Here is an 18,633-nt window from a genome sequence, read left to right as displayed (position 1 = left end):
CTGCCCCAAGGGACGGGCCCCAGCGGACTGGCGCCTGCTATCGGGCGGGGCCTGGCGGCAACGTCCGCCAGCCCCCTGCCCGACCGGGAAGATCAGGCGCCCAACGCCCCGCGCTGCATCTGCACCAGTTGAGCGATGCCGCCTTCGGCCAGCGCCAGCATGCCGTCCAGTTCGGCTCGGGTGAAGGTGGCTTCTTCGCCGGTGCCCTGCACCTCCACGAAGGCGCGGCTGCCGGTCATCACCACGTTGACGTCGGCCTGGCAGGCCGAGTCTTCCTCGTAATCCAGGTCCAGCACCGGACGGCCGCCCACCAGGCCCACCGACACCGCCGCCACCGCATCGCGGATCGGATTGGCCTGCAGATCGCCGCGCTGCATCAGCAGTGCGATGGCGTCGGACGCCGCCACCCAGGCGCCGGTGATGCTGGCGCAACGCGTGCCGCCATCGGCCTGCAGCACGTCGCAATCCAGGTGCAGCGTACGCTCGCCCAGCGCCTTCAGGTCGAACACGGCGCGCAGGCTGCGGCCGATCAGGCGCTGGATTTCCTGCGTGCGGCCGCTTTGCTTGCCGCGCGCGGCCTCGCGGTCGCCGCGGGTATGGGTGGCGCGCGGCAGCATGCCGTACTCGGCCGTCACCCAGCCCTCGCCGCGGCCCTTCAGGAAGGGCGGCACCTTCTCCAGCACGCTGGCCGTGCACAGCACATGCGTGTGCCCGGCCCGCACCAGGACGGAGCCTTCCGCATAGCGCGTGTAGTGGCGTTCGAGCGAAAACGGGCGCAGTTCGTCGGGGCGGCGACCGGACGGACGAGCGGCGGACGTGGCGGGTTCAGGGTTCAGGCTCACGGCGGGCTCCGGAAAAGTTGGCAAATGGGGCCATTGTACGAGGGGCGCCAGTGGTATCCTGCTCGTTTGCAAGCGGCGCCGCAGAGCGCCCGGCTTTACCAGGACACGCCATGATCCGTAGCATGACCGCCTTCGGCAACGCCCGAGCGGACCTCGAACAAGGCTCGCTGGCGCTCGAATTGCGCAGCGTCAACAGCCGTTATCTCGATCTTTACTTTCGCCTGCCCGACGAGCTGCGTCATGCCGAAACGCCGCTGCGCGAACTGCTGACCAGCAATCTGGCACGCGGCAAGGTCGAAGTGCGCGTCTCGTACACCCGTGCCGCCGGTGCCGACCTGAACACGCTGGATACCGCCTGGCTGCAACGCCTGGCCACCCAACTGGAAGCCGCGCGCCAGATCCTGCCCGAAGTGGCCGCGCCGCGCCTGGCCGAACTCTACAACTGGCCCGGCCAGCGCAACGCCGACGCGCTCGATCCGCAAGCCTGGGGCGCCGCCTGCCTGCAGGCCGCCCAGCAAGCCCTGACCCAGATGCAGGAAGCTCGCGCCCGCGAAGGCGAGCGCCTGGCCGGCATGATGCGCGAGTGCGCCGATGGCGTGGCGCGCATCGTCGACAGCGTCGACACCCACCTGCCCCAACTGCTGGCCGACCACCGCGAGAAACTGGCCACCAAGCTGCGCGAATCGGTCGAGGCGGCCTTCCCCGGCGGCTTCACCCACATCAGCGGTCCCGAACTGTCCGAGCGCCTGGCGCAGGAAGCCAACCTGTTCGCCTTGCGCATCGACGTGGCGGAAGAACTGTCGCGCCTGCGGTCGCACCTGGAAGAACTGCGCCATCTGCTGGGCGCCGGCAGCGGCGGCGGCAAACAGGCTGCCGGCAAGCGCGGCGGCCCGGCCGGCGGCAGCGCCGGCAAGCGCCTGGACTTCCTGTTCCAGGAAATGAACCGCGAAGCCAACACCCTGGGTTCCAAGGCCGGCAGCATGGAAGTCACGCGCGCGGCCATGGACCTGAAGCTGCTGATCGAGCAGATGCGCGAACAGGCGCAGAACATCGAGTAGATCGCGATCCGTGTCCTATCCAACACCCGCCCCGGCGGGTGTTTTGTTTTGGGCACCCGGGGCACGCAGAACGATCCCCGCCCCCCCGATTGCGCATGCCCCGGCATTGCTGCCAACCCCTGCGGAGTATTGCGAATGGCGCGATATTCGCAATTGAGATAAAACTTCGACGTCCGGCCACATCCGCCGCCGATCAGGGAACGCGTCCCGTCTCGCGTCCTGGATTGCGGTCACGATGGACCGCATTCGCCAGACCTTGCATCACCCATAACCAGACGCGGCCTCAAGGCTGCGCACACCTGTTGCAGCGTAGAAGCACCTGGAGGGGACTATCCGTGACAGCAATAGGCCATCTTGCCGCCCGGCGCCTGGCGGCCGGCGGCGCCTGCGCGCTGTGCGGCGTTGCCGCCGCGGCCGCGGCGGGCGCCACCACCACTCACACCCTGTTGCCGGCCGCGCTCGCGTCGGCCGTCACGCTGACCGTCAGCCTGTGGTGGCGCAGCGGCAACCGCCGCGCCGACGCGCATCGCCTGGAACAGGCCGGCGCCGAGATCGATCACATCGTCATCGGCGCGGCCGAGACCTCGCACTTCATCGACGCCATCAAGCGCCAAGTCGACCGCGACCTGCACGCCACCGAGCAGATCGCGGCGCGGGCGGCGCAGACCGCGCAGGCCACCGAACAGATCGCCCAGAGCGCCGCCGATGCTTCGCGCGTGGCCGCCGAAGTGCGCGGCCAGAGCGCGGCGGGCCGCGCCGAAGTGGATCAGGGCTGGCAACGGATCGAGCAGGCGCGCGAGGATGCCCAGTCGGCCAGTGCGCGAATGGCATCGCTGCAGGAGAAGTCGCGTCACATCCACGGCATCACCACGACGATCAACGAGATCGCCATGCGCACCAACCTGCTGGCGCTGAACGCCGCCATCGAGGCCGCGCGGGCCGGCGAGCACGGCCGCGGCTTCGCGGTGGTGGCCAGCGAGGTGCGCCAACTGGCGCTGCGCACCAAGGAGGCGACCGACGACATCGGCGCCATGGTGCGCGAGATCGCGCAACAGGCCGAGCATGCCGCCGACGGCATGGCCGCGCTGACGGGCAAGGTGGTGGACGCCGCCCGCAACGTGCAACGCGTCAATGCCCTGCTGGGCGACATCGAACACTCGGCGGGCGCGTCGCAGCAGGCCGTGCAACAGATCGCCGACGCCTCGCACGAGCACGTGGCGACCACCCGCGCCATCGCCGAGACGGTCTCGCACATCCGCGACGGCATGCTCGCCACGCACGACGAGCTGCCGCGCGCCACGGGCTCGGCCATGCTGCTCAGCGAACGCGGCGAGACGCTGCTTGGCGCCATGGCCGACCTGGGCGCCCGCACCGCGCATGACCCCGTGCGCGCCGCCGCGCAACGCGCCGCGCAGGCCGTGGGCGCCCTGTTCGAGCGGGCCATCGCCGAAGGCCGCATCACCGAAGCCGCCCTGTTCGACCGCCACTACGTGCCGATTCCCGGTACGAATCCCCAGAAACACGCCAGCGCGTTCGACGCCTATACCGACCAGGCGCTGCCGCCCATCCAGGAAGCGGTGCTGGAAGACCTGCCGTGGCTGGCTTATGCGGGCGCGGTGGACGACCGCGGCTACTTTCCCACGCACAACCGGAAGTTCTCGCAACCGCTGACGGGCGACTACGACTACGACCTGGTGCACAACCGCACCAAGCGGATCTTCACCGACCGCACGGGTTCCCGCTGCGGCAGCAATACCCTGCCCTTCCTGTTGCAGACCTACAAACGCGACACCGGCGAAGTGATGCATGACCTGTCAGCTCCCATCTACGTGAACGGCAGGCATTGGGGCGGCTTCCGCATTGGATACCGGTCGGCGGAAGCGGTCCGTCGTACGGTCGGCGAGTCCGCCGTTGCGGCACCTCACGCTCGCGGCGCCGCAGCGATGGCCGCGCAGAAATAGGCCTGCCTGCATGCGCTGCCCGCGCTGGCAGGCAGGCCTCGAAGCAAGACGGCCCGCGCGAGCGGGCCACCGCGCAACGCTACACCACCCGGCCGAACCACCACAGCGACAGCATGGCCGCGCAGGCCGCCAGCAGAGCCCCCAGCGCAGTGAAGAAGGCCGTGATCTCGACCATGTTCGTACGGTCGTAGGCCAGGCGGTCGCTCAGCGACTGGTAGACCTGTTTCAGCCCCTTGGCGTCGTCCACCCGGTAGTAGGACGCGCCGGTCACGTCGGCAACCTTTTTCAACACGGTATCGTCCAGCCGCACGCGCGCGGACCAGCCCTCGACGGACAGCACCGCCCCCTCCGTGGTGCCGATGCCCACGGTGTAGATTCGCACCCCATGCCGAACCGCCAGATCGGCCGCCTGCAGGACGTCCCGTCCGGCATTGCCTTCGCCGTCGGACATCAGCACGATCGCGCCCGACGCATACGAACCCGGCGCGGCCTCCTGGCGGATCGGCGGCGGGCCTTCGTAGCCGGCGCCCTCGCCCGGCCGGGCGGCGCCCGCGCTGGCGCCAGCGGCCGGCTTGCGCGGCGAACTGCCGGGCGGTCCCGCCTCCGGGTTCAGGAACTCGGAGGTGTCTACCGTGCCGCGCGGCAGCAGCGTGCCCAATGCGATGGCCAGCCCGTTGCCCAACGCGGAACCGCGCTGCGGCTGCAGGCGGTCGATGGCGGCGGTGACCTCGTCCTTGCGACGGCTGGGCGGCTGGGCCACGGCCGCCGTGCCGGCCACGGCCACCACGCCCACGCGTACGCCGGCGGGCAGCTCCGCCACGAAGGCCTTCGCCGCCTGCCGGGCGACCTGCATGCGGCTGGGTTTGACGTCCTCGGCACGCATGCTGCCGGACATATCCAGGGCCAGGATCACGGTCTGCACATTCGACGGCAGCCGCAGCATGGCTTGCGGCCGCGCAGTGGCCACCAGCAACGCCGCCACCGCCAGCAATGCCAACACCGGCGGAACATGCCGCCGCCAGCGCGATCCCCCCTGCACGACCAGCCCCGCGGCCTGCAAGGCAGGATAGCGTGCCGTCTGGCGATTGCGCCGCGCCTGCCACCCATACAAGCCGGCCAGCACCGGCACCAGGCACAGCAGCCACAAGAGGCGCGGCCAGATGAAACTGAATTCGGGCAGCGTATTCATGGCCGGCGCCCCTCGGCCGGCCGCGCCCAGGCTTGCCCGCCAGCCACGGCGGCGATCGGCGCCCGGTCGGGAACGCCCGCTCCGGGCGCCGCGGCGCCGCGCCTGCGCGCCCTGCTGCGCTCGCGCGCGAATCGCAGCAAGGCCAGATCCAACCGTGCGTCGGTCGGCAGCACCAGGCAGTCCACCCCCGCCCGCGCGAAGGCCTGGCGCAATCCGGCTTCGCGTGATTCGGCCGCCGCCTCGAAGCGCCTGCGAAAGCCTGCGTCGTGCGTATCGACGAACATCTGCTCGCCGCTCTCGGCGTCCTGCAACACGACCAGCCCCAGGTCGGGCAGGCTGAGCTCCAGCGGATCGACCAGACGCACCGCCACCACCTCATGCCGCCGCGACAGCATGCCCAGCGGCGCCTCCCAGCCTGGCTCGCTGATGAAATCGGACACCACGAAGACCACGCCGCGCCGCGTAGCCGCCGCCTGCGCATGGGCCAACAGATCCGCCAGGCGCGTGCCGCCCTCGGCATGCGCTTCTCTCTTGTCCTTTGACGCCGCCGCCCGCGTGGCGCGCATGCGCGACAGCAGATGCAGCAGATGGCGGCGCCCCGCGCGCGCCGGCACCACCGATGGCGGCTGACCCGCCCCGCCATACAGTACGGCACCGATGCGATTGCCATGCTTGACCAGCAGCCGCGCCATCACCGCGGTGAAATCATCCAGCATGGCGCGCTTGCGCACCGCGCCCGAGCCGAAGTCCACCGATCCGCTCAGGTCCAGCAGGAACCAGGCCGCCACCTCGCGGTCTTCCTGGAATTCGCGCACGTGCGGCGACGGCAGGCGCGCCGTGGCATTCCAGTCGATGTGGCGCACATCGTCACCGGGGCGGTACTCTCGCAGGTCCGCCACGTCCAGCCCGAAGCCGCGCAACAGCGTGCGGTAGTCGCCCTGCAGCAGTCCGTCCAACCGACGCACCACCGTCCATTCCAGCCGTTGCAGCAAGGCGTCGGCATCCGCGGCCGATGCGCTCCCGGCCGGGGCCTGTGGCGCGGGCGCCGCCCGCTTATTCCGCCGCCACCCGAACATGGGATTCCAATGGACGTTCCGGCACGGGCACGGCCCGCAGGATGCGCGCGATCAACAGGTCGGCATCGATGCCTTCCGACAGCGCCTCGTAGGTCAACACCAGCCGGTGGCGCAGTACGTCGGGCACCAGATCGACCACGTCCTCCGGCAACGCATACTTCCGGCCACGCAGCAGCGCCAAGGCTCGCGCCCCTTCGATCAGGCCGATGGTGGCGCGCGGGCTGGCGCCGTACGACACATAGCGCGCCAGTTCGTCCAGCCCGTACAACGCCGGCTTGCGCGTGGCCGCCACCAGCCGGACGGCGTACTGCACCAATTCCGGATCCACATAGACCTGCCGGCACTCGGCCTGCAACGCCGCCAGTTGGTCCGGCGTGGCCAGCGCATTGACCATGATGCGCGGTCCCGTCACGCGGTTGACGATGACAACCTCTTCTTCCTCGCTGGGATAGCCCACCAGCACCTTCATCATGAAGCGGTCGACCTGCGCCTCGGGCAAGGGATAGGTGCCCTCGGTCTCGATGGGATTCTGCGTGGCCATCACCAGGAATGGCGACGGCACCGCGTGCGTCTCGCCCGCAATGGTCACCTGGCGTTCCTGCATGACCTCCAGCAAGGCGCTCTGCACCTTGGCCGGCGCCCGGTTGATCTCGTCGGCCAGCAGCAGATTGGCGAACACGGGCCCCAGCACCGTCGAGAACTCGCCGGTGCGCTGGTTGTACATGCGCGTGCCGACCAGATCGGCCGGCAGCAGGTCGGGCGTGAACTGGATGCGCTTGAACACGCCGCGCATGGTCTGTGCCAGCGTGTTCACGGTCAGCGTCTTGGCCAGGCCCGGCACGCCCTCCACCAGCAGGTGCCCGCGTGCCAGGATGGCCACCAGCACCCGCTCCAGGAAGTGATCCTGCCCGACCACCACGCGCTTGACCTCGAACAACACCCGCTCCATCAGGGGGTCGCCGCCAGCGGCGTTGAAAGCTGTGTCGTTCATGGGACTCCGTGTCTAGAAGGGAGAGAAACCGACGGCGCTGCCGGCGCTTTCGATGGTGGTGGCGAAACCGATGCCGATGAAAGTGCCGCTCTGCGTGGGATTGAGAATGGCGGTGACGATGCCCACCACCTCGCCGTTCATGTCGACCAGCGGCCCTCCTGAATTGCCCGGGTTGGCCGCCGCGTCGAACTGGATCAGGTCGGACAGGTTCTGCTTGTGCTCGGCCGAGACGAACTCGCGGTTCAGGCCCGACACCACGCCCGCCGACACCGACGGCCCGATGCCGAACGGAAAGCCGATCGCCACCACCTCGTCGCCCGGCGACAGATTGCGGCTGGAGCCCAGCGTGGCCGCCGGCAGATCGTCGGGAATGGATTTGGGCCGCAGCACGGCCAGGTCTTTCTCGGGCGTGGCGCTGACCAGCGTGGCCTCGGACTCCTGGCCGTCGTGGAACGTCACCAGCAGCCGGTGGGCCCCGGCCACCACGTGATAGTTGGTCAGGATCATGCCCTCTTCCGTGACGACCACGCCGGAACCCACGTTGCGCATCTGGGGCTTGGGGGCTTCGGGAGGCTTGTCGCCCGCGCCGGCCTTGTCCGCGCGCTCGTTCTTCGCGTTGGCCTGAGGTTTGCGCGGGGGCTTCTTTTGAGGCGTGGGTTTGTCCGCGGTGCGCGGGGCCTCGGCCTTGGGCGGATCTTCATCGGGAAAACCCTGGATCTCCACCACCGATTGCCGGACCACGGCCGCGGCGCGCGCAGTGCGCGAGGGCAGGCTTTTGGTCTGCAGGGTATGCAGCACCGCGGTGTCGATATCGTCCTGCGTGAGGGTGTGCGGCGCCGGCTGCACCAGCCAGGTGCATGCAAGACCGGCTGCGAAGGCCAGGGCAAGGCCTGCTGCCGCCCATCCGAATTTCGCAACCCGTTTCATCGATGCCGAAGCTCCGCGCCGCCGTCGAACTACAGTACCATCGTCCTACCCCTGCGCCAAGGAGCACTGCATGCAGTTTCTCTGGCCCGACATGCTCTGGCTGCTGCTGGTGCTTCCGGCGCTGGCCGCGGCATACGTCTACGTGCTGACCCGGCGCAAGAAAGCCGCCGTCATCTACGCCAGCCTGGCGTTGCCGCGCGCGGCCATGGGTCCCGGCCAGCGGCTGCGCCGCCACATTCCTCCCGTGCTGTTCCTGCTGGCCCTGGGCGCCGCCCTGCTGGCCTGCGCTCGGCCCAGCGCCACGGTCACCCTGCCGTCCGATGCCTATACGCTGGTGCTGGCCATGGACGTGTCGCGCAGCATGGACGCCTCCGACATTCCGCCCACACGCATGGTCGCCGCGCAGGAAGCCGCACGCGCCTTCGTGGCCCAGTTGCCGTCCAGCGCCCGCGTGGGCATCGTGTCCTTCGCGGCCGCCGCCACGCTGGTGCAGGCGCCCACCGAGTTCAAGCAGGACATGCTCGACGCCATCGACCGCTTCGAACTGCAACGCGGCACGGCCACCGGCAGCGGCCTGCTGATGGCCCTGGCCACGCTGTTTCCCGATGACGGCATCGATGCCAGCGCCATGCGCTTCGAAAGCGTGTCGCCGCAATGGAACGGCAAGCCCATGCCGCTGGGCCAGGCCCAGGCCGCGCGCGAACGCCAGGCCCAGCGCGAGCCCGTGCCTCCCGGTTCGTACACCAATGGCGCCATCATCCTGCTGAGCGATGGCCGGCGTACCACCGGCCCCGATCCGATGGAGGCCGCGCGGCTGGCGGCCGACCGCGGCGTACGCGTGTACACCGTCGGCTTCGGCACCCCGAAGGGCTCGGCCGTCATGGACGACGGCTGGTCGTTCTTCATGCAACTGGACGAAACCACCTTGCGCGCCGTGGCCAAGCTGACGGGCGGCGAGTACTTCCAGGCAGGGTCGGCGGCGGATCTGGGCCAGGTCTACAAGCAACTGACCACCCGGCTGGCGCTGGAAAAGCGCGAAACCGAGATCGGCGCGTTGCTGGCGGGTCTGGCGGCCCTGCTGATGGTGCTGGCCTGCACGCTGTCGATCCTGTGGTTCAGGCGCTGACGGCGAACACGGCCAGGGCCCTAGGCTTCGCCCAGGATCCGCGCAGCCGCCCTTACACCCCACCACGCGGCTTCCTCGAACACCGAATACCCCGACAGATCCGCGTGCGCGAACAGCACGCGCCCATTGGCCTGGCGCAACGCCGCCAAGCCCTCATTGGACAGGAATCCCGGCGTGGGCGTGGCCATCGCGTGGCCGCGCACCGTGATGTCCAGCGCCGTCGCGTGCCGCCAGAATTCCGGGCCGTAGGCGGCCAGCAGGTCCACGGCGGCATGTTCGCGCAGTTCCTCGGGGCTGGCCTTGGCCAGCCATTGCCGCGCCTGTGTAGGCGACAGATGCGACAGCGCCTCGTAGGCCGTGAACACCGTGCGCGGCGACGGCGCCACGCGCAGCAGTTGGTGCGTGGACACCACATAGCCCAGCGCCGACCCTTCGTACACCACGTTGTCCCACGCCAGCGGCGCGCCCGCCGCTTCGGCCGGATAGCCGTTCAGCGAAAAATTGGACACCATCCACGCCGCATGCTCGGGCTGATGCCGCTGCGGGTCGAAGCCGTGCCCCGACAGATCCAGCAGGCGCGACGCCACGAACAGCGGCATCGCGCACACCACCCGCTGCGCGCGCAAGGTGCCCGCCGCGCCCGACGGGTCGGCCACCAGCACCCGCACCGCGTCTCGCGCGCGCTCGTCCACGTGCAGCGCGAAACCGGGCGCCAGCCAGTCCGCATGGCCCAGGCGGCGCGTGATGGAATCTCGCATCCTGCGCACCAGGGGCGCCAGCCCATCGGGCCAGGTCATCACCGCGCCATCGGGCGCATTGTCGGCATGCCCGTCGCGCGCGCAGAAATAATGCAGGCCGGCCCATGCCGAGACCCGCTCGTACGACGCGCCGTAGTCGTCGCGGCAGCAGTAGTTCAGGTACCAGTGCAGCCTCGGCGAGGTATAGCCCTGATCCAGCAGCCACTGCTTGAACGTCATCCGGTCCAGCGCCAGCCACTCCGGATCGCGCGACGACAGTTCCAGCGGAATGCTGAACACCTTGCGTCCATCCGCCCCCTGCGCGCCATGCAGGCTGTCCACATAGCGGAAGAACGCCTCGTGCTGTGCCTGCTCGGCAGGCGTATCGCCGTGCGGCACCACCCCGTCTTCCCAGTGGCCGTGGCGCATCAGGCGCTCGTCCAGGCCATGCACGATCACGGCTTCGTCGAAGTACGGCCGCGCATCCTGCGCGCCATGCAGGATCACGCCGAACTCGGCCAGCATCTCGCGCACGTGCGTGCTGGCCAATGACGGCAGCGGCAGATAGTGCGCCCCGCGCGGATAGGCCAGTTCGCCACTGCCGCCGCCCGACGCGTTGCCGCCGAACTCCGGGCCTTGCACCACCACGAAATCACGGAACCCCGAGCGCGCCAACTGCCACGCGCACGACAACCCGCCCACGCCCGCGCCCAGGATGGCGACGCCCACCGCGCGTTCGCCAGACGGCACAGGCCGCGCCGCGCCGTCACGCAAGCCATGCCCCTCGCGCATGCCGGGATACGAGATCGCGGGTTCGACCTCGCGCACGCCCGCGCGCCAGGCGATGCCCAGGCCCGTGGCCACGGCGGCGCCGCCCAGCAGGAACTCGCGGCGCAGCATCAGCGGATGACCTTGCGCCAGTCCTCGTCGAAATACCGCACCAGCGACTGCTCGTTCAGGCGGTTGGGCGGCATGGACAGGGCCGGCATGTCGGCGGGAAAATGAAACAGCTCGGCCATGGTGGACGAATCCAGGTAGCGCGTGGGCACGCCCACCTTGTCGGGCACCGTGTAGTCCGCCCGCTTGCCGGCCAGGATGAACCCCCAGTCGCCGAACGACGGCACGTAGCAGTGATACGGCCAGGTATGGAGGCCCGCTTCCTTCAGGGTGGCGTCGATGCTCCAGAACGAGCGCGGCGCGAAGTACGGCGAGGTCGACTGCACCACCATGTAGCCCTGCTCGGCCAGGTGGCGGGCCATCAGCCGGTACACCGGCACCGAATACAGGCGGCCCAGGCCGAAATTGGTGGGATCGGGAAAATCCACCACGATGAAGTCGAACACCTCGGCGTTGTCTTCCAGCCAGCGGCCCGCGTCGGCGTTGATCACCCGCACGCGCGGGTCTTTCAGCGAGCCCTTGTTCAAGGCCACCAGGGGCTGCGAGGTCGAGAACAGGCGCGTCATGGCCGGATCGAGATCGACCAGCGTGACCTGCTTCACGCTGGGATGCTTCAGGATCTCGCGCACCGCCAGGCCGTCGCCGCCGCCCAGCACCAGGACGTGGCGCGCCCACGGCACCGCGCCCAGCCCTGGATGCACCAGCGATTCGTGATAGCGGTGTTCGTCGCGCGACGAGAACTGCAGGTTGCCGTTGATGTGCAGGCGCAGGTCGTCGTGCCATTGCGTCACGGCCAGGCGCTGGTAAGGCGTGGTCTCGGCGTGGATGATCTCGTCGCCATACAGGCCCTTCTCGGCCCAGCCGGTCAACTGGCCCGAGAACACGAACCCCGTGCCCAGCAGTCCCAGCACCAGCACGGCGCGCAGGGTCTGCTCGCGAGGCCGGTGCAGGTCCGCGCGGAACAGGTGGATCATCCACAGCGCCACGCCCGCGTTCAGGATGCCGAACAGGAAGCCCGTGCGCAGCAGCCCCAGGCGCGGCGCCAGCAACAGCGGAAAGACCAGCGACACGGCCAGCGCGCCGAGATAATCGAACGCCAGCACGCGGCTGACCAGTTCCCGGAATTCGGTGCGCTGGTGATTGAAGATGCGCATGACCAGCGGGATTTCCATCCCCACCATCATCCCGATCAGAAAGATGGTCATGTACAGCGACGTGCGAAACGGCACCGCCACCCACGCGTAGGTCAGGAACAGCACGGCGGCCGATATGCCGCCCAAGAGGCCCACCATCATCTCGACGTCGACGAAGCGGTCGAGCACGTCTTCGTCGGCCACGTAACGCGACAGCCACGACCCCACGCCCATGGCGAAGAGGTAACAACCGATGACAGTTGAAAACTGAAGTACGGAGTCGCCCAGCAGATAACTGGCCAGTGCGCTGCCGATCAACTCGTATCCCAGCCCGCACGAGGCCACGATCAATACCGACAGTATCAACGCGCGGTCGCGCATGAATGGTTTCCCGGGCAATAAATCGGTGGCAGTATATCGGACGCTCTTGCCTATACTCACGCCGTAGCGCAATCCACGGGAACCTCATGCCGCAAGCCTATGCCTACCTGATCTACCTGGTGTCCGCCCTGGCAATACTGGGCGTCTTTGCCATGGTGTATTCGAAGATCACCCATTTCGACGAAATGGCGCTGATCCGCAAGGGCAACAGCGCGGCCGCCCTGTCCTATTGCGGCGCGCTCATCGGCTTCAGCCTCACGCTGTTCTCCAGCATCGCCTCGCACGCCACCTGGCCGATGTTCATCTCATGGGCGCTGGGCGCGATGGCCACGCAGGTGCTGGTCTACCTGGTGATCTCGCGCGTCATCCGCGCCATGAACCAGGCCATCCACGACAACAACGTCGCCATGGGTGGCCTGATGGGCGGCATCTCACTGGCCGTAGGCATCGTCAACGCCGCCTGCCTGACCTGATAACACACCGAACAGGAGCCGATCATGGGTCTCGGATCGTTCATCAGTAAACAGTTCATCGACGTCCTCCAATGGAACGAAGACACCGACGGCGTGCTCGCCTGGCGTCATCCCATGGAGGGCTTCGAAATCCAGTACGGCGCCAGCCTGACCGTGCGCGAGTCGCAGATGGCGGTGTTCGTCAACGAAGGCAAGGTCGCCGACGTGTTCGGCCCCGGCATGCACAAGCTCACCACGCAGACGTTGCCGGTCCTCACCTACCTGAAGAACTGGGACAAGCTCTTCGAATCGCCCTTCAAGTCGGACGTGGTGTTCTTCAGCACGCGCCTGCAGTTGGGCCGCCGCTGGGGCACCGCCCAGCCCGTCACGGTGCGCGACAGCGAATTCGGCATGGTGCGCCTGCGCGCCTACGGCATCTATTCGTACCGCATCGCCGACCCGGGCCTGTTCTACCGCGAGATCAGCGGCACGCGCGAAAGCTACACGGTCGACGACCTGGAAGAACAACTGCGCAACATGGTGGTCGCCTCCCTCAGCACCACGCTGGGCGGCTCGCAGGTGCCCTTCCTCGACATGGCCGCCAACCAGGGCCTGATGTCGCAGAACATCGCGCAGGCCTTGAAGCCCGTCTTCTCGCGCTATGGCGTCGAACTCGACAACTTCACGGTCGAGAACGTCTCGCTGCCCGAGGAACTGCAGAAGACGCTGGATACCCGGATCTCGATGGGTATCGTCGGCGACATGAGCAAGTACACGCAGTACCAGACCGCCACGTCGATTCCCGTGGCGGCGGCCAACGAAGGCGGCATCGCCGGCATCGGCGCGGGCCTGGCGGCCGGCGCGGCGCTGGGCCAGACCATGGCGGCCGGCCTGGCGGGCGCGGCGCCTGCGGCCGCGGCGGCGGGCAGCCCCGCGGCGCCTGCGCCCGCGGGCGATCCCACCCAGCGGCTGACGCAACTGAAGACGCTGCTGGACCAGAACCTGATCACGCAGCAGGACTACGACACCGCCAAGGCGGCCGTGCTCAAGCAGCTCACGGGCGGTTGACACGACGTCCATGCAGCAGATCCTGTGTCCCCAGTGCGGCGCGCCGGTCAAGTTCCAGTCCGCCGCCTCCGTCATGGCGGTGTGCGGCGCCTGCCGCAGCACGCTGCTCAAGGATGCCGAATCGGTCCGGCGCATCGGCACCATGTCCGAGGTGCTGGAAGACTACTCGCCCATCCAGATCGGCACCGCCGGCCAGTTCGACGGCAAGCGCTTCGACGTCATCGGCCGTCTGCAACTGCAATACGACGACGGCTTCTGGAACGAGTGGTACCTGTTCTTCGATGACGGCAGCGACGGCTGGCTGTCCGATGCGTCGGGCCAGTATGCCGTCACCCGCCCGCGCAAGATCAGTGAACTGATGAGCGGCCCGCCCGCCTTCGATGCGCTCAAGCCCGACGACAAGGTCAACCTGACGGGCCGCCTGTTCAGCGCCGCCGACGTGCGCACGGCACGCAGCACCGCCGGCCAGGGCGAACTGCCCTTCGCGGTGCCCGAAGGCGGCTGGACCGCCCGCGTGGCCGATTTCCGCTTCGGCGACGAATTCCTTACGCTGGACTATTCCGACGGCGGCACGCCCACGGCCTATCTGGGCAAGTCCATCGGACTGGACGCGCTGCAACGCGCCACGCTGCGCCCGACGCACCTCATCGAGGAGGCCTCCGGCGTGTTCCAGGGCACCATCGAGGCGCTGGACTGCCCGAACTGCGGCGCGCCCATCTCGTTCGCCGCGGCGGTGGCCACGCAGGTCAATTGTCCTTCGTGCCAGGCCATCGTGGATTGCAGCGGCGACACCGCCCTGGTCATCCAGAAGCAGCGCGAGGTCTCGGCCTTCAAGACCACGCTGGCCCTGGGCGAGAAGGCCACCATCAACGGCAGCGCCTACACGCTGATCGGCCTGATGCGCTGCACCGATTCCGATCCGGAAGAGCCCTACGTCTGGATCGAATACCTGCTGCACAGTCCGCAGGCCGGGTTCCTGTGGCTGGTCGAGACGCCAGACGGCTGGAGCCGCGCCCGGGTGTGCGACCAGTGGCCCCACCAGCCCGACCCCGCCAGCGCGGTGCTGGACGGCAGGAAATACACCCTGGACGAGCGATACACCTCGACCGTCGAGGTCGCGCTGGGCGCTTTCAACTGGCGCGTGCACCAGGGCTACCTGACGCGCTGCGCCGACTTCACGAGCGCGTTCCCCAAGGGCTTCACCACGATCACGCGCGAAGAGACCGATACCGAGCTGGGCTGGTCCGGCTCCAATACGGTCCGTCCCGCCCAACTGGCCGAATGGTTCAAGCGTCCCGAACTGGCGCAACCCTCGCGCTCCACCGCCAAGAACAAAAGCCCCTACGGCAGCCTGGGCTGGATCGCCACCATGGCCATGCTGTTCCTGAATTTCGAACAGATCTTCAGCGCCGGCCTGCCCTTCCTGCTGGCCGGCCTGTTCCTGATCTGGATGCCGCTGGGCGCGATCAAGCTGCTGTGGAAGGGATCGAAGGAATAATGGGCCGCATCCTGTACATCATCTATCTGATCGCGGTGGTCGGCACCGTCACGGCGAACAGCTACAGCGCCGCCAATAGCGGCGGCTCCAGTTGGGGCGGCTCCAGTTCCGGCCGCTCGGGGTGGTCCTCCAGCGGTTCCCACAAATGAGCGCCCACAGCCCGGCCGCATCGGGACGGCACCTGCTGGCCGACCTGCATGGCGTACAGGCCGGCGTGCTGCGCGACCCGGTCCGCATCGAAACCATCCTGACCGCGGCCGCCCACGCCGCGGGCGCGCACGTACTCAGCGCGCACTTCCACCACTTCGGCGGCCAGGCCGGCGTGACCGGCGTGGTCGTGCTGGGCGAGTCGCATCTGAGCATCCATACCTGGCCTGAACATGGCTTTGCTGCGCTGGACGTCTTCATGTGCGGTGACGCCCGGCCCGAGCTGGCGCTGGAATATGTGAAGACGGGGCTGTCGCCGCAACATGTGGCGCTGACGTCGATCGAGCGCGGCGCGCGAACGGCGCTGCCGGCCTGAAGGCGGCGCCGGGAATCGGCGCCATCGGCAGGGGCGTTGCCCAGGGCTCCGAGTTCCGGAACATTCAACGACGAGATTGTCGGAACATTCGCATCCATTGCTTCAAGCCTGGTTGCGTCTGCATGAATCGACAAGAATCGGAGTAAGCCGGCACTCTCCGTGCCGCACCGGCAGGCCGTGGAACCCCATTCCCGATGGAATAGGCCGAGCCGCGACACGACGGCAAAGCCGGCCAGGACGGCCCCGAATCTTCCGGTAGATGACACGCGGCCGCTACCCGGAATCGCTTCATCCGGCCGTCAATCGGATAGCGCACGATTTCTGGGAAAAGAAGCGAGCGTCGCACCCACTCGCCCATCAGAAAAAGAACAGAGCACGCCGATCGCTGCCCGCATCGACGCAGCGGATAGCTCATGGCCTCGTCCCGGCGCCAGATCGATGCCCTCTTGCTCACCATGACGGCCCTTCCCTGCAGGGGAGTCCGTCCAGTCGCGTCGCCTCGGCCAAACCCGGCACGACAGCAGGCGCGCACCGCCCACCGCCATCCCACATCCGGAGTTCACCATGCTCATCGATCGATCGGCCCGCACCGCGGCGCTTACCGCTTGCCTGGCTGCAACAGCCTGGGCCTCCCCCTCATCCGCGCAGCAGTTCATCCAGGGCGGCGGCACCTTCGCCGCACGCCCGACTTTTCAGCAGGCGATGGATTCGGACGCTTTATTCGACACCTACGCCACGGGTTCCGGCGACCAGCCCTCGCGCCAGGCATTCCTGCAGAACAATCCAGCGCTGCTGGACCCCTGGTTCCCTCATCCCGAGATCCACTTCTCGAACGCCGTCATTTCGATGACGGCTACCGAGGCGGCCACGTATCCGACGAGCGCGCCCGGCTCCAACAGCGGACGGCTGATCCAGTTTCCGGCCGGTGTCATGATGCTGGGTCTACACGTCAACCTGCCCGGCCACAGTGGCCCGCTGGCGCTGACCACTCATCAGGTCTGCCGTATCTATACCGGTAGCTATACCCACTGGAACACGCTCGACCCATCGCTGCCCGCGACGCCTATCACCGTCGGCTACCTGACCACAAATTCATCGCTGACGTACATCCTGAGCCGGTTTCTGATGACGAACTGCAATCCGGGCGAACAACCTCCCAACCCGGTCGTCACGCACATGTTTTCCGACATGTACGGCACGGTTCCCATGCATTTCGCCGCGGTGACCTCCAACACGGCCATGGCGATTCTTGTCAACGGCCATCCCGACACCATCGGCTACAACACGGTCGACATTCCGTCCCCGGCTCTCGTGTCGATAGACGGTTTCGCTCCCACGCCTGCGAATGCGACCGCCGCCATGAGCGCCTTCGCCCCGCCCGGTGGAACCGTCATTACCAATCCATCGAGTCCTGGCTATGGAAGCGGCAACAATCCAGGCAACCCCCTGAGCTGGGGAGTCAGCCCGCCCGTCACGCAACCCTATTCAGGTTATCCGCTGGTGCATTACGTCTTCACGCTGGCCAGCCAGTGCTATCAATCGGCGACCGTGCGCGCCGCGATGAAGTCCATGCTCAATCGTGTCCTGACGCTGCCCTACGCAGACCCGCTGGCCCCCCTGCCCAACGCCACCCGAGCCGCGGTCGCCAGCCGGTTCCTGGGCAGCGGAACCCTCGCGATCGGCGATCCCACGTATTGCGCGACGGTAGTGGGCCGCTGAAACAGAACGGGCCCCGCGCCGGTATCGCGCGGGGCCCGTTCCTGACATTGAATTCGGATTGCCGGCCGGTCACGGCCGGCAAACTCGTCAAGCTGCCGGCTGTTCGACCCGGTTCGCATCGATGACGGTCAGCGCCGCCATGTTCACGATACGCCGCACCGTGGCGCTGGAGGTCAGGATGTGCACCGGCGCGTTCACGCCCAGCAGGAACGGGCCGATGGCCACGTTCGCGCCGGCCGTGGCCTTCAGCAGGTTGTACGCGATGTTGCCCGAATCCACGTTGGGGCAGACCAGCAGGTTGGCCTCGCCCTTGAGCGTGGACGACGGCAGGATGCGCAGGCGCAACGCCTCGTCCAGCGCGCAGTCGCCGTGCATCTCGCCGTCGATCTCCATCTCGGGCGCGGCTTCGCGCACGCGCGCCAGCGCCTCGCGCATCTTGGTGCCCGAGGTCGAGCTGCCGGTGCCGAAGTTCGAGCGCGACAGCAGCGCCACCTTGGGCGCCAGGTTCAGTTGCGCCATCTGGCGCGCGCCGGCCACCGTGAATTCCGCGATCTGCTCGGCGGTGGGGTTGTCGTTGACGTGCGTGTCCACCAGGGCCACCGTGCGCTCGTTCAGCAGCAGGATGTTCATGGCGGCGTAGGTCTTGGCGCCCGGGCGCTTGCCGATCACTTCGTCGATGAAGCGCAGGTGCTCGTGGTACTCGCCCACCGTGCCGCAGACCATGCCGTCGGCATCGCCCAGGTGCAGCATCATCGCGCCGATCAGCGTCAGGCGGCGGCGCATTTCCACGCGCGCCATTTCCTTGGTGATGCCGCGGCGGCACATCAGCTCCCAGTATGTCGTCCAGTACTGGTGGAAGCGCTCGTCGTACTCGGGGTTGGTCACCTCGACGTCCTGGCCCAGGCGCAGGCGCAGGCCGTACTTCTCGATGCGCGACATCAGCACCTGCGGGCGGCCCACCAGGATGGGGCGCGCCAGCTTCTCGTCGACGATCACCTGCACGGCGCGCAGCACGCGCTCGTCCTCGCCCTCGGTGAACACGATGCGCGACTTCG

General features: G+C 68.1%; 17 protein-coding genes. 9 read left to right on the top strand and 8 right to left on the bottom strand.

The window, feature by feature from the left end; translation table 11 throughout:
• Window positions 1–92: 92 nt before the first annotated feature.
• A complete protein-coding gene (gene rph, locus A7W11_RS05270; RefSeq protein ID WP_066410128.1) occupies window positions 93–836 on the bottom strand; it encodes a ribonuclease PH in 744 nt (247 codons plus the stop codon).
• 116 nt (window positions 837–952) lie between these two features.
• Here rph and A7W11_RS05265 point away from each other — a divergent pair, with 116 nt between their 5' ends.
• Window positions 953–1,900, top strand: coding sequence for a YicC/YloC family endoribonuclease (locus tag A7W11_RS05265; RefSeq protein WP_066409574.1), 948 nt, complete (start codon window positions 953–955; stop codon window positions 1,898–1,900).
• Window positions 1,901–2,244: 344 nt separating this feature from the next.
• A complete protein-coding gene (locus A7W11_RS05260; RefSeq protein ID WP_459562132.1) occupies window positions 2,245–3,861 on the top strand; it encodes a methyl-accepting chemotaxis protein in 1,617 nt (538 codons plus the stop codon).
• 79 nt (window positions 3,862–3,940) lie between these two features.
• On the opposite strand, the gene A7W11_RS05255 is transcribed toward A7W11_RS05260, so the two are convergent.
• From A7W11_RS05255 to A7W11_RS05240, 4 genes are read right to left on the bottom strand one after another with little or no spacing between them, the layout of a single operon-like run.
• The gene (locus tag A7W11_RS05255; protein WP_066409561.1) at window positions 3,941–5,050 is read right to left on the bottom strand and encodes a VWA domain-containing protein; all 1,110 of its coding nucleotides are present in this window, start codon (window positions 5,048–5,050) and stop codon (window positions 3,941–3,943) included.
• Window positions 5,047–6,126: a DUF58 domain-containing protein gene (locus A7W11_RS05250; RefSeq protein ID WP_082887103.1), complete on the bottom strand. Its 1,080-nt coding sequence runs from the start codon at window positions 6,124–6,126 to the stop codon at window positions 5,047–5,049. The genes A7W11_RS05255 and A7W11_RS05250 overlap by 4 nt, the downstream gene beginning before the upstream one ends.
• Entirely contained in the window at window positions 6,104–7,117 is a 1,014-nt protein-coding gene (locus A7W11_RS05245; protein ID WP_066409559.1) for an AAA family ATPase, read from the bottom strand. The genes A7W11_RS05250 and A7W11_RS05245 overlap by 23 nt, the downstream gene beginning before the upstream one ends.
• 12 nt (window positions 7,118–7,129) lie before the next feature.
• Window positions 7,130–8,044, bottom strand: a complete 915-nt coding sequence (locus tag A7W11_RS05240; RefSeq protein WP_066409557.1) for a S1C family serine protease — start codon at window positions 8,042–8,044, stop codon at window positions 7,130–7,132.
• 70 nt (window positions 8,045–8,114) lie between these two features.
• On the opposite strand from A7W11_RS05240, the gene A7W11_RS05235 reads away from it, so the two are divergent.
• Window positions 8,115–9,170 (top strand): VWA domain-containing protein, encoded by a 1,056-nt coding sequence (locus tag A7W11_RS05235; RefSeq protein ID WP_066409555.1) that lies wholly within the window; start codon window positions 8,115–8,117, stop codon window positions 9,168–9,170.
• A 20-nt stretch (window positions 9,171–9,190) separates the two neighbouring features.
• Here A7W11_RS05235 and A7W11_RS05230 read toward each other — a convergent pair whose 3' ends face one another.
• Both A7W11_RS05230 and A7W11_RS05225 read right to left on the bottom strand, forming a co-directional pair.
• Window positions 9,191–10,807: an FAD-dependent oxidoreductase gene (locus tag A7W11_RS05230; RefSeq protein WP_066409552.1), complete on the bottom strand. Its 1,617-nt coding sequence runs from the start codon at window positions 10,805–10,807 to the stop codon at window positions 9,191–9,193.
• Window positions 10,807–12,318 carry a polyamine aminopropyltransferase gene (locus A7W11_RS05225; RefSeq protein WP_066409550.1) on the bottom strand — a complete coding sequence of 504 codons (1,512 nt, stop codon included), beginning with the start codon at window positions 12,316–12,318 and terminating at the stop codon, window positions 10,807–10,809. The genes A7W11_RS05230 and A7W11_RS05225 overlap by 1 nt, the downstream gene beginning before the upstream one ends.
• Window positions 12,319–12,404: 86 nt before the next feature.
• Here A7W11_RS05225 and A7W11_RS05220 point away from each other — a divergent pair, with 86 nt between their 5' ends.
• From A7W11_RS05220 to A7W11_RS05200, 6 genes are all read left to right on the top strand, one after another.
• Window positions 12,405–12,791, top strand: a complete 387-nt coding sequence (locus A7W11_RS05220) for a DUF350 domain-containing protein (protein ID WP_066409548.1) — start codon at window positions 12,405–12,407, stop codon at window positions 12,789–12,791.
• A gap of 24 nt (window positions 12,792–12,815) precedes the next feature.
• On the top strand, window positions 12,816–13,838 hold the full coding sequence (locus A7W11_RS05215; RefSeq protein WP_066409546.1) for an SPFH domain-containing protein: 1,023 nt from the start codon (window positions 12,816–12,818) through the stop codon (window positions 13,836–13,838).
• 10 nt (window positions 13,839–13,848) lie between these two features.
• Window positions 13,849–15,336, top strand: coding sequence for a DUF4178 domain-containing protein (locus A7W11_RS05210; protein ID WP_066409545.1), 1,488 nt, complete (start codon window positions 13,849–13,851; stop codon window positions 15,334–15,336).
• Entirely contained in the window at window positions 15,336–15,485 is a 150-nt protein-coding gene (locus A7W11_RS28345) for a hypothetical protein (RefSeq protein ID WP_173678808.1), read from the top strand. Before A7W11_RS05210 ends, A7W11_RS28345 begins: the two co-directional genes overlap by 1 nt.
• Window positions 15,482–15,859 carry an adenosylmethionine decarboxylase gene (gene speD, locus A7W11_RS05205; RefSeq protein WP_066409544.1) on the top strand — a complete coding sequence of 126 codons (378 nt, stop codon included), beginning with the start codon at window positions 15,482–15,484 and terminating at the stop codon, window positions 15,857–15,859. Before A7W11_RS28345 ends, speD begins: the two co-directional genes overlap by 4 nt.
• 564 nt (window positions 15,860–16,423) lie before the next feature.
• Window positions 16,424–17,578, top strand: a complete 1,155-nt coding sequence (locus tag A7W11_RS05200) for a substrate-binding domain-containing protein (RefSeq protein ID WP_066409539.1) — start codon at window positions 16,424–16,426, stop codon at window positions 17,576–17,578.
• Window positions 17,579–17,665: 87 nt separating this feature from the next.
• Here A7W11_RS05200 and A7W11_RS05195 read toward each other — a convergent pair.
• Window positions 17,666–18,633: phosphate acyltransferase (locus tag A7W11_RS05195; RefSeq protein WP_268874726.1), on the bottom strand; the 968-nt coding region annotated here is incomplete at its 5' end.

Origin of the sequence: Bordetella ansorpii, from assembly GCF_900078315.1 — a bacterium.
In the GTDB taxonomy this organism is placed as follows: Bacteria; Pseudomonadota; Gammaproteobacteria; order Burkholderiales; family Burkholderiaceae_B; genus Bordetella; species Bordetella ansorpii.
This window is presented reverse-complemented; position numbering and strand designations above follow the sequence as displayed.

Coding starts and splice junctions, on each gene's coding strand:
- A7W11_RS05265 (WP_066409574.1), top strand. CDS start 953: ATGATCCGTAGCATGACCGCCTTCGGCAACGCCCGAGCGGACCTCGAA.
- A7W11_RS05255 (WP_066409561.1), bottom strand. CDS start 5,050: ATGAATACGCTGCCCGAATTCAGTTTCATCTGGCCGCGCCTCTTGTGG.
- A7W11_RS05250 (WP_082887103.1), bottom strand. CDS start 6,126: ATGTTCGGGTGGCGGCGGAATAAGCGGGCGGCGCCCGCGCCACAGGCC.
- A7W11_RS05245 (WP_066409559.1), bottom strand. CDS start 7,117: ATGAACGACACAGCTTTCAACGCCGCTGGCGGCGACCCCCTGATGGAG.
- A7W11_RS05240 (WP_066409557.1), bottom strand. CDS start 8,044: ATGAAACGGGTTGCGAAATTCGGATGGGCGGCAGCAGGCCTTGCCCTG.
- A7W11_RS05235 (WP_066409555.1), top strand. CDS start 8,115: ATGCAGTTTCTCTGGCCCGACATGCTCTGGCTGCTGCTGGTGCTTCCG.
- A7W11_RS05230 (WP_066409552.1), bottom strand. CDS start 10,807: ATGCTGCGCCGCGAGTTCCTGCTGGGCGGCGCCGCCGTGGCCACGGGC.
- A7W11_RS05225 (WP_066409550.1), bottom strand. CDS start 12,318: ATGCGCGACCGCGCGTTGATACTGTCGGTATTGATCGTGGCCTCGTGC.
- A7W11_RS05220 (WP_066409548.1), top strand. CDS start 12,405: ATGCCGCAAGCCTATGCCTACCTGATCTACCTGGTGTCCGCCCTGGCA.
- A7W11_RS05215 (WP_066409546.1), top strand. CDS start 12,816: ATGGGTCTCGGATCGTTCATCAGTAAACAGTTCATCGACGTCCTCCAA.
- A7W11_RS05210 (WP_066409545.1), top strand. CDS start 13,849: ATGCAGCAGATCCTGTGTCCCCAGTGCGGCGCGCCGGTCAAGTTCCAG.
- A7W11_RS28345 (WP_173678808.1), top strand. CDS start 15,336: ATGGGCCGCATCCTGTACATCATCTATCTGATCGCGGTGGTCGGCACC.
- speD (WP_066409544.1), top strand. CDS start 15,482: ATGAGCGCCCACAGCCCGGCCGCATCGGGACGGCACCTGCTGGCCGAC.
- A7W11_RS05200 (WP_066409539.1), top strand. CDS start 16,424: ATGCTCATCGATCGATCGGCCCGCACCGCGGCGCTTACCGCTTGCCTG.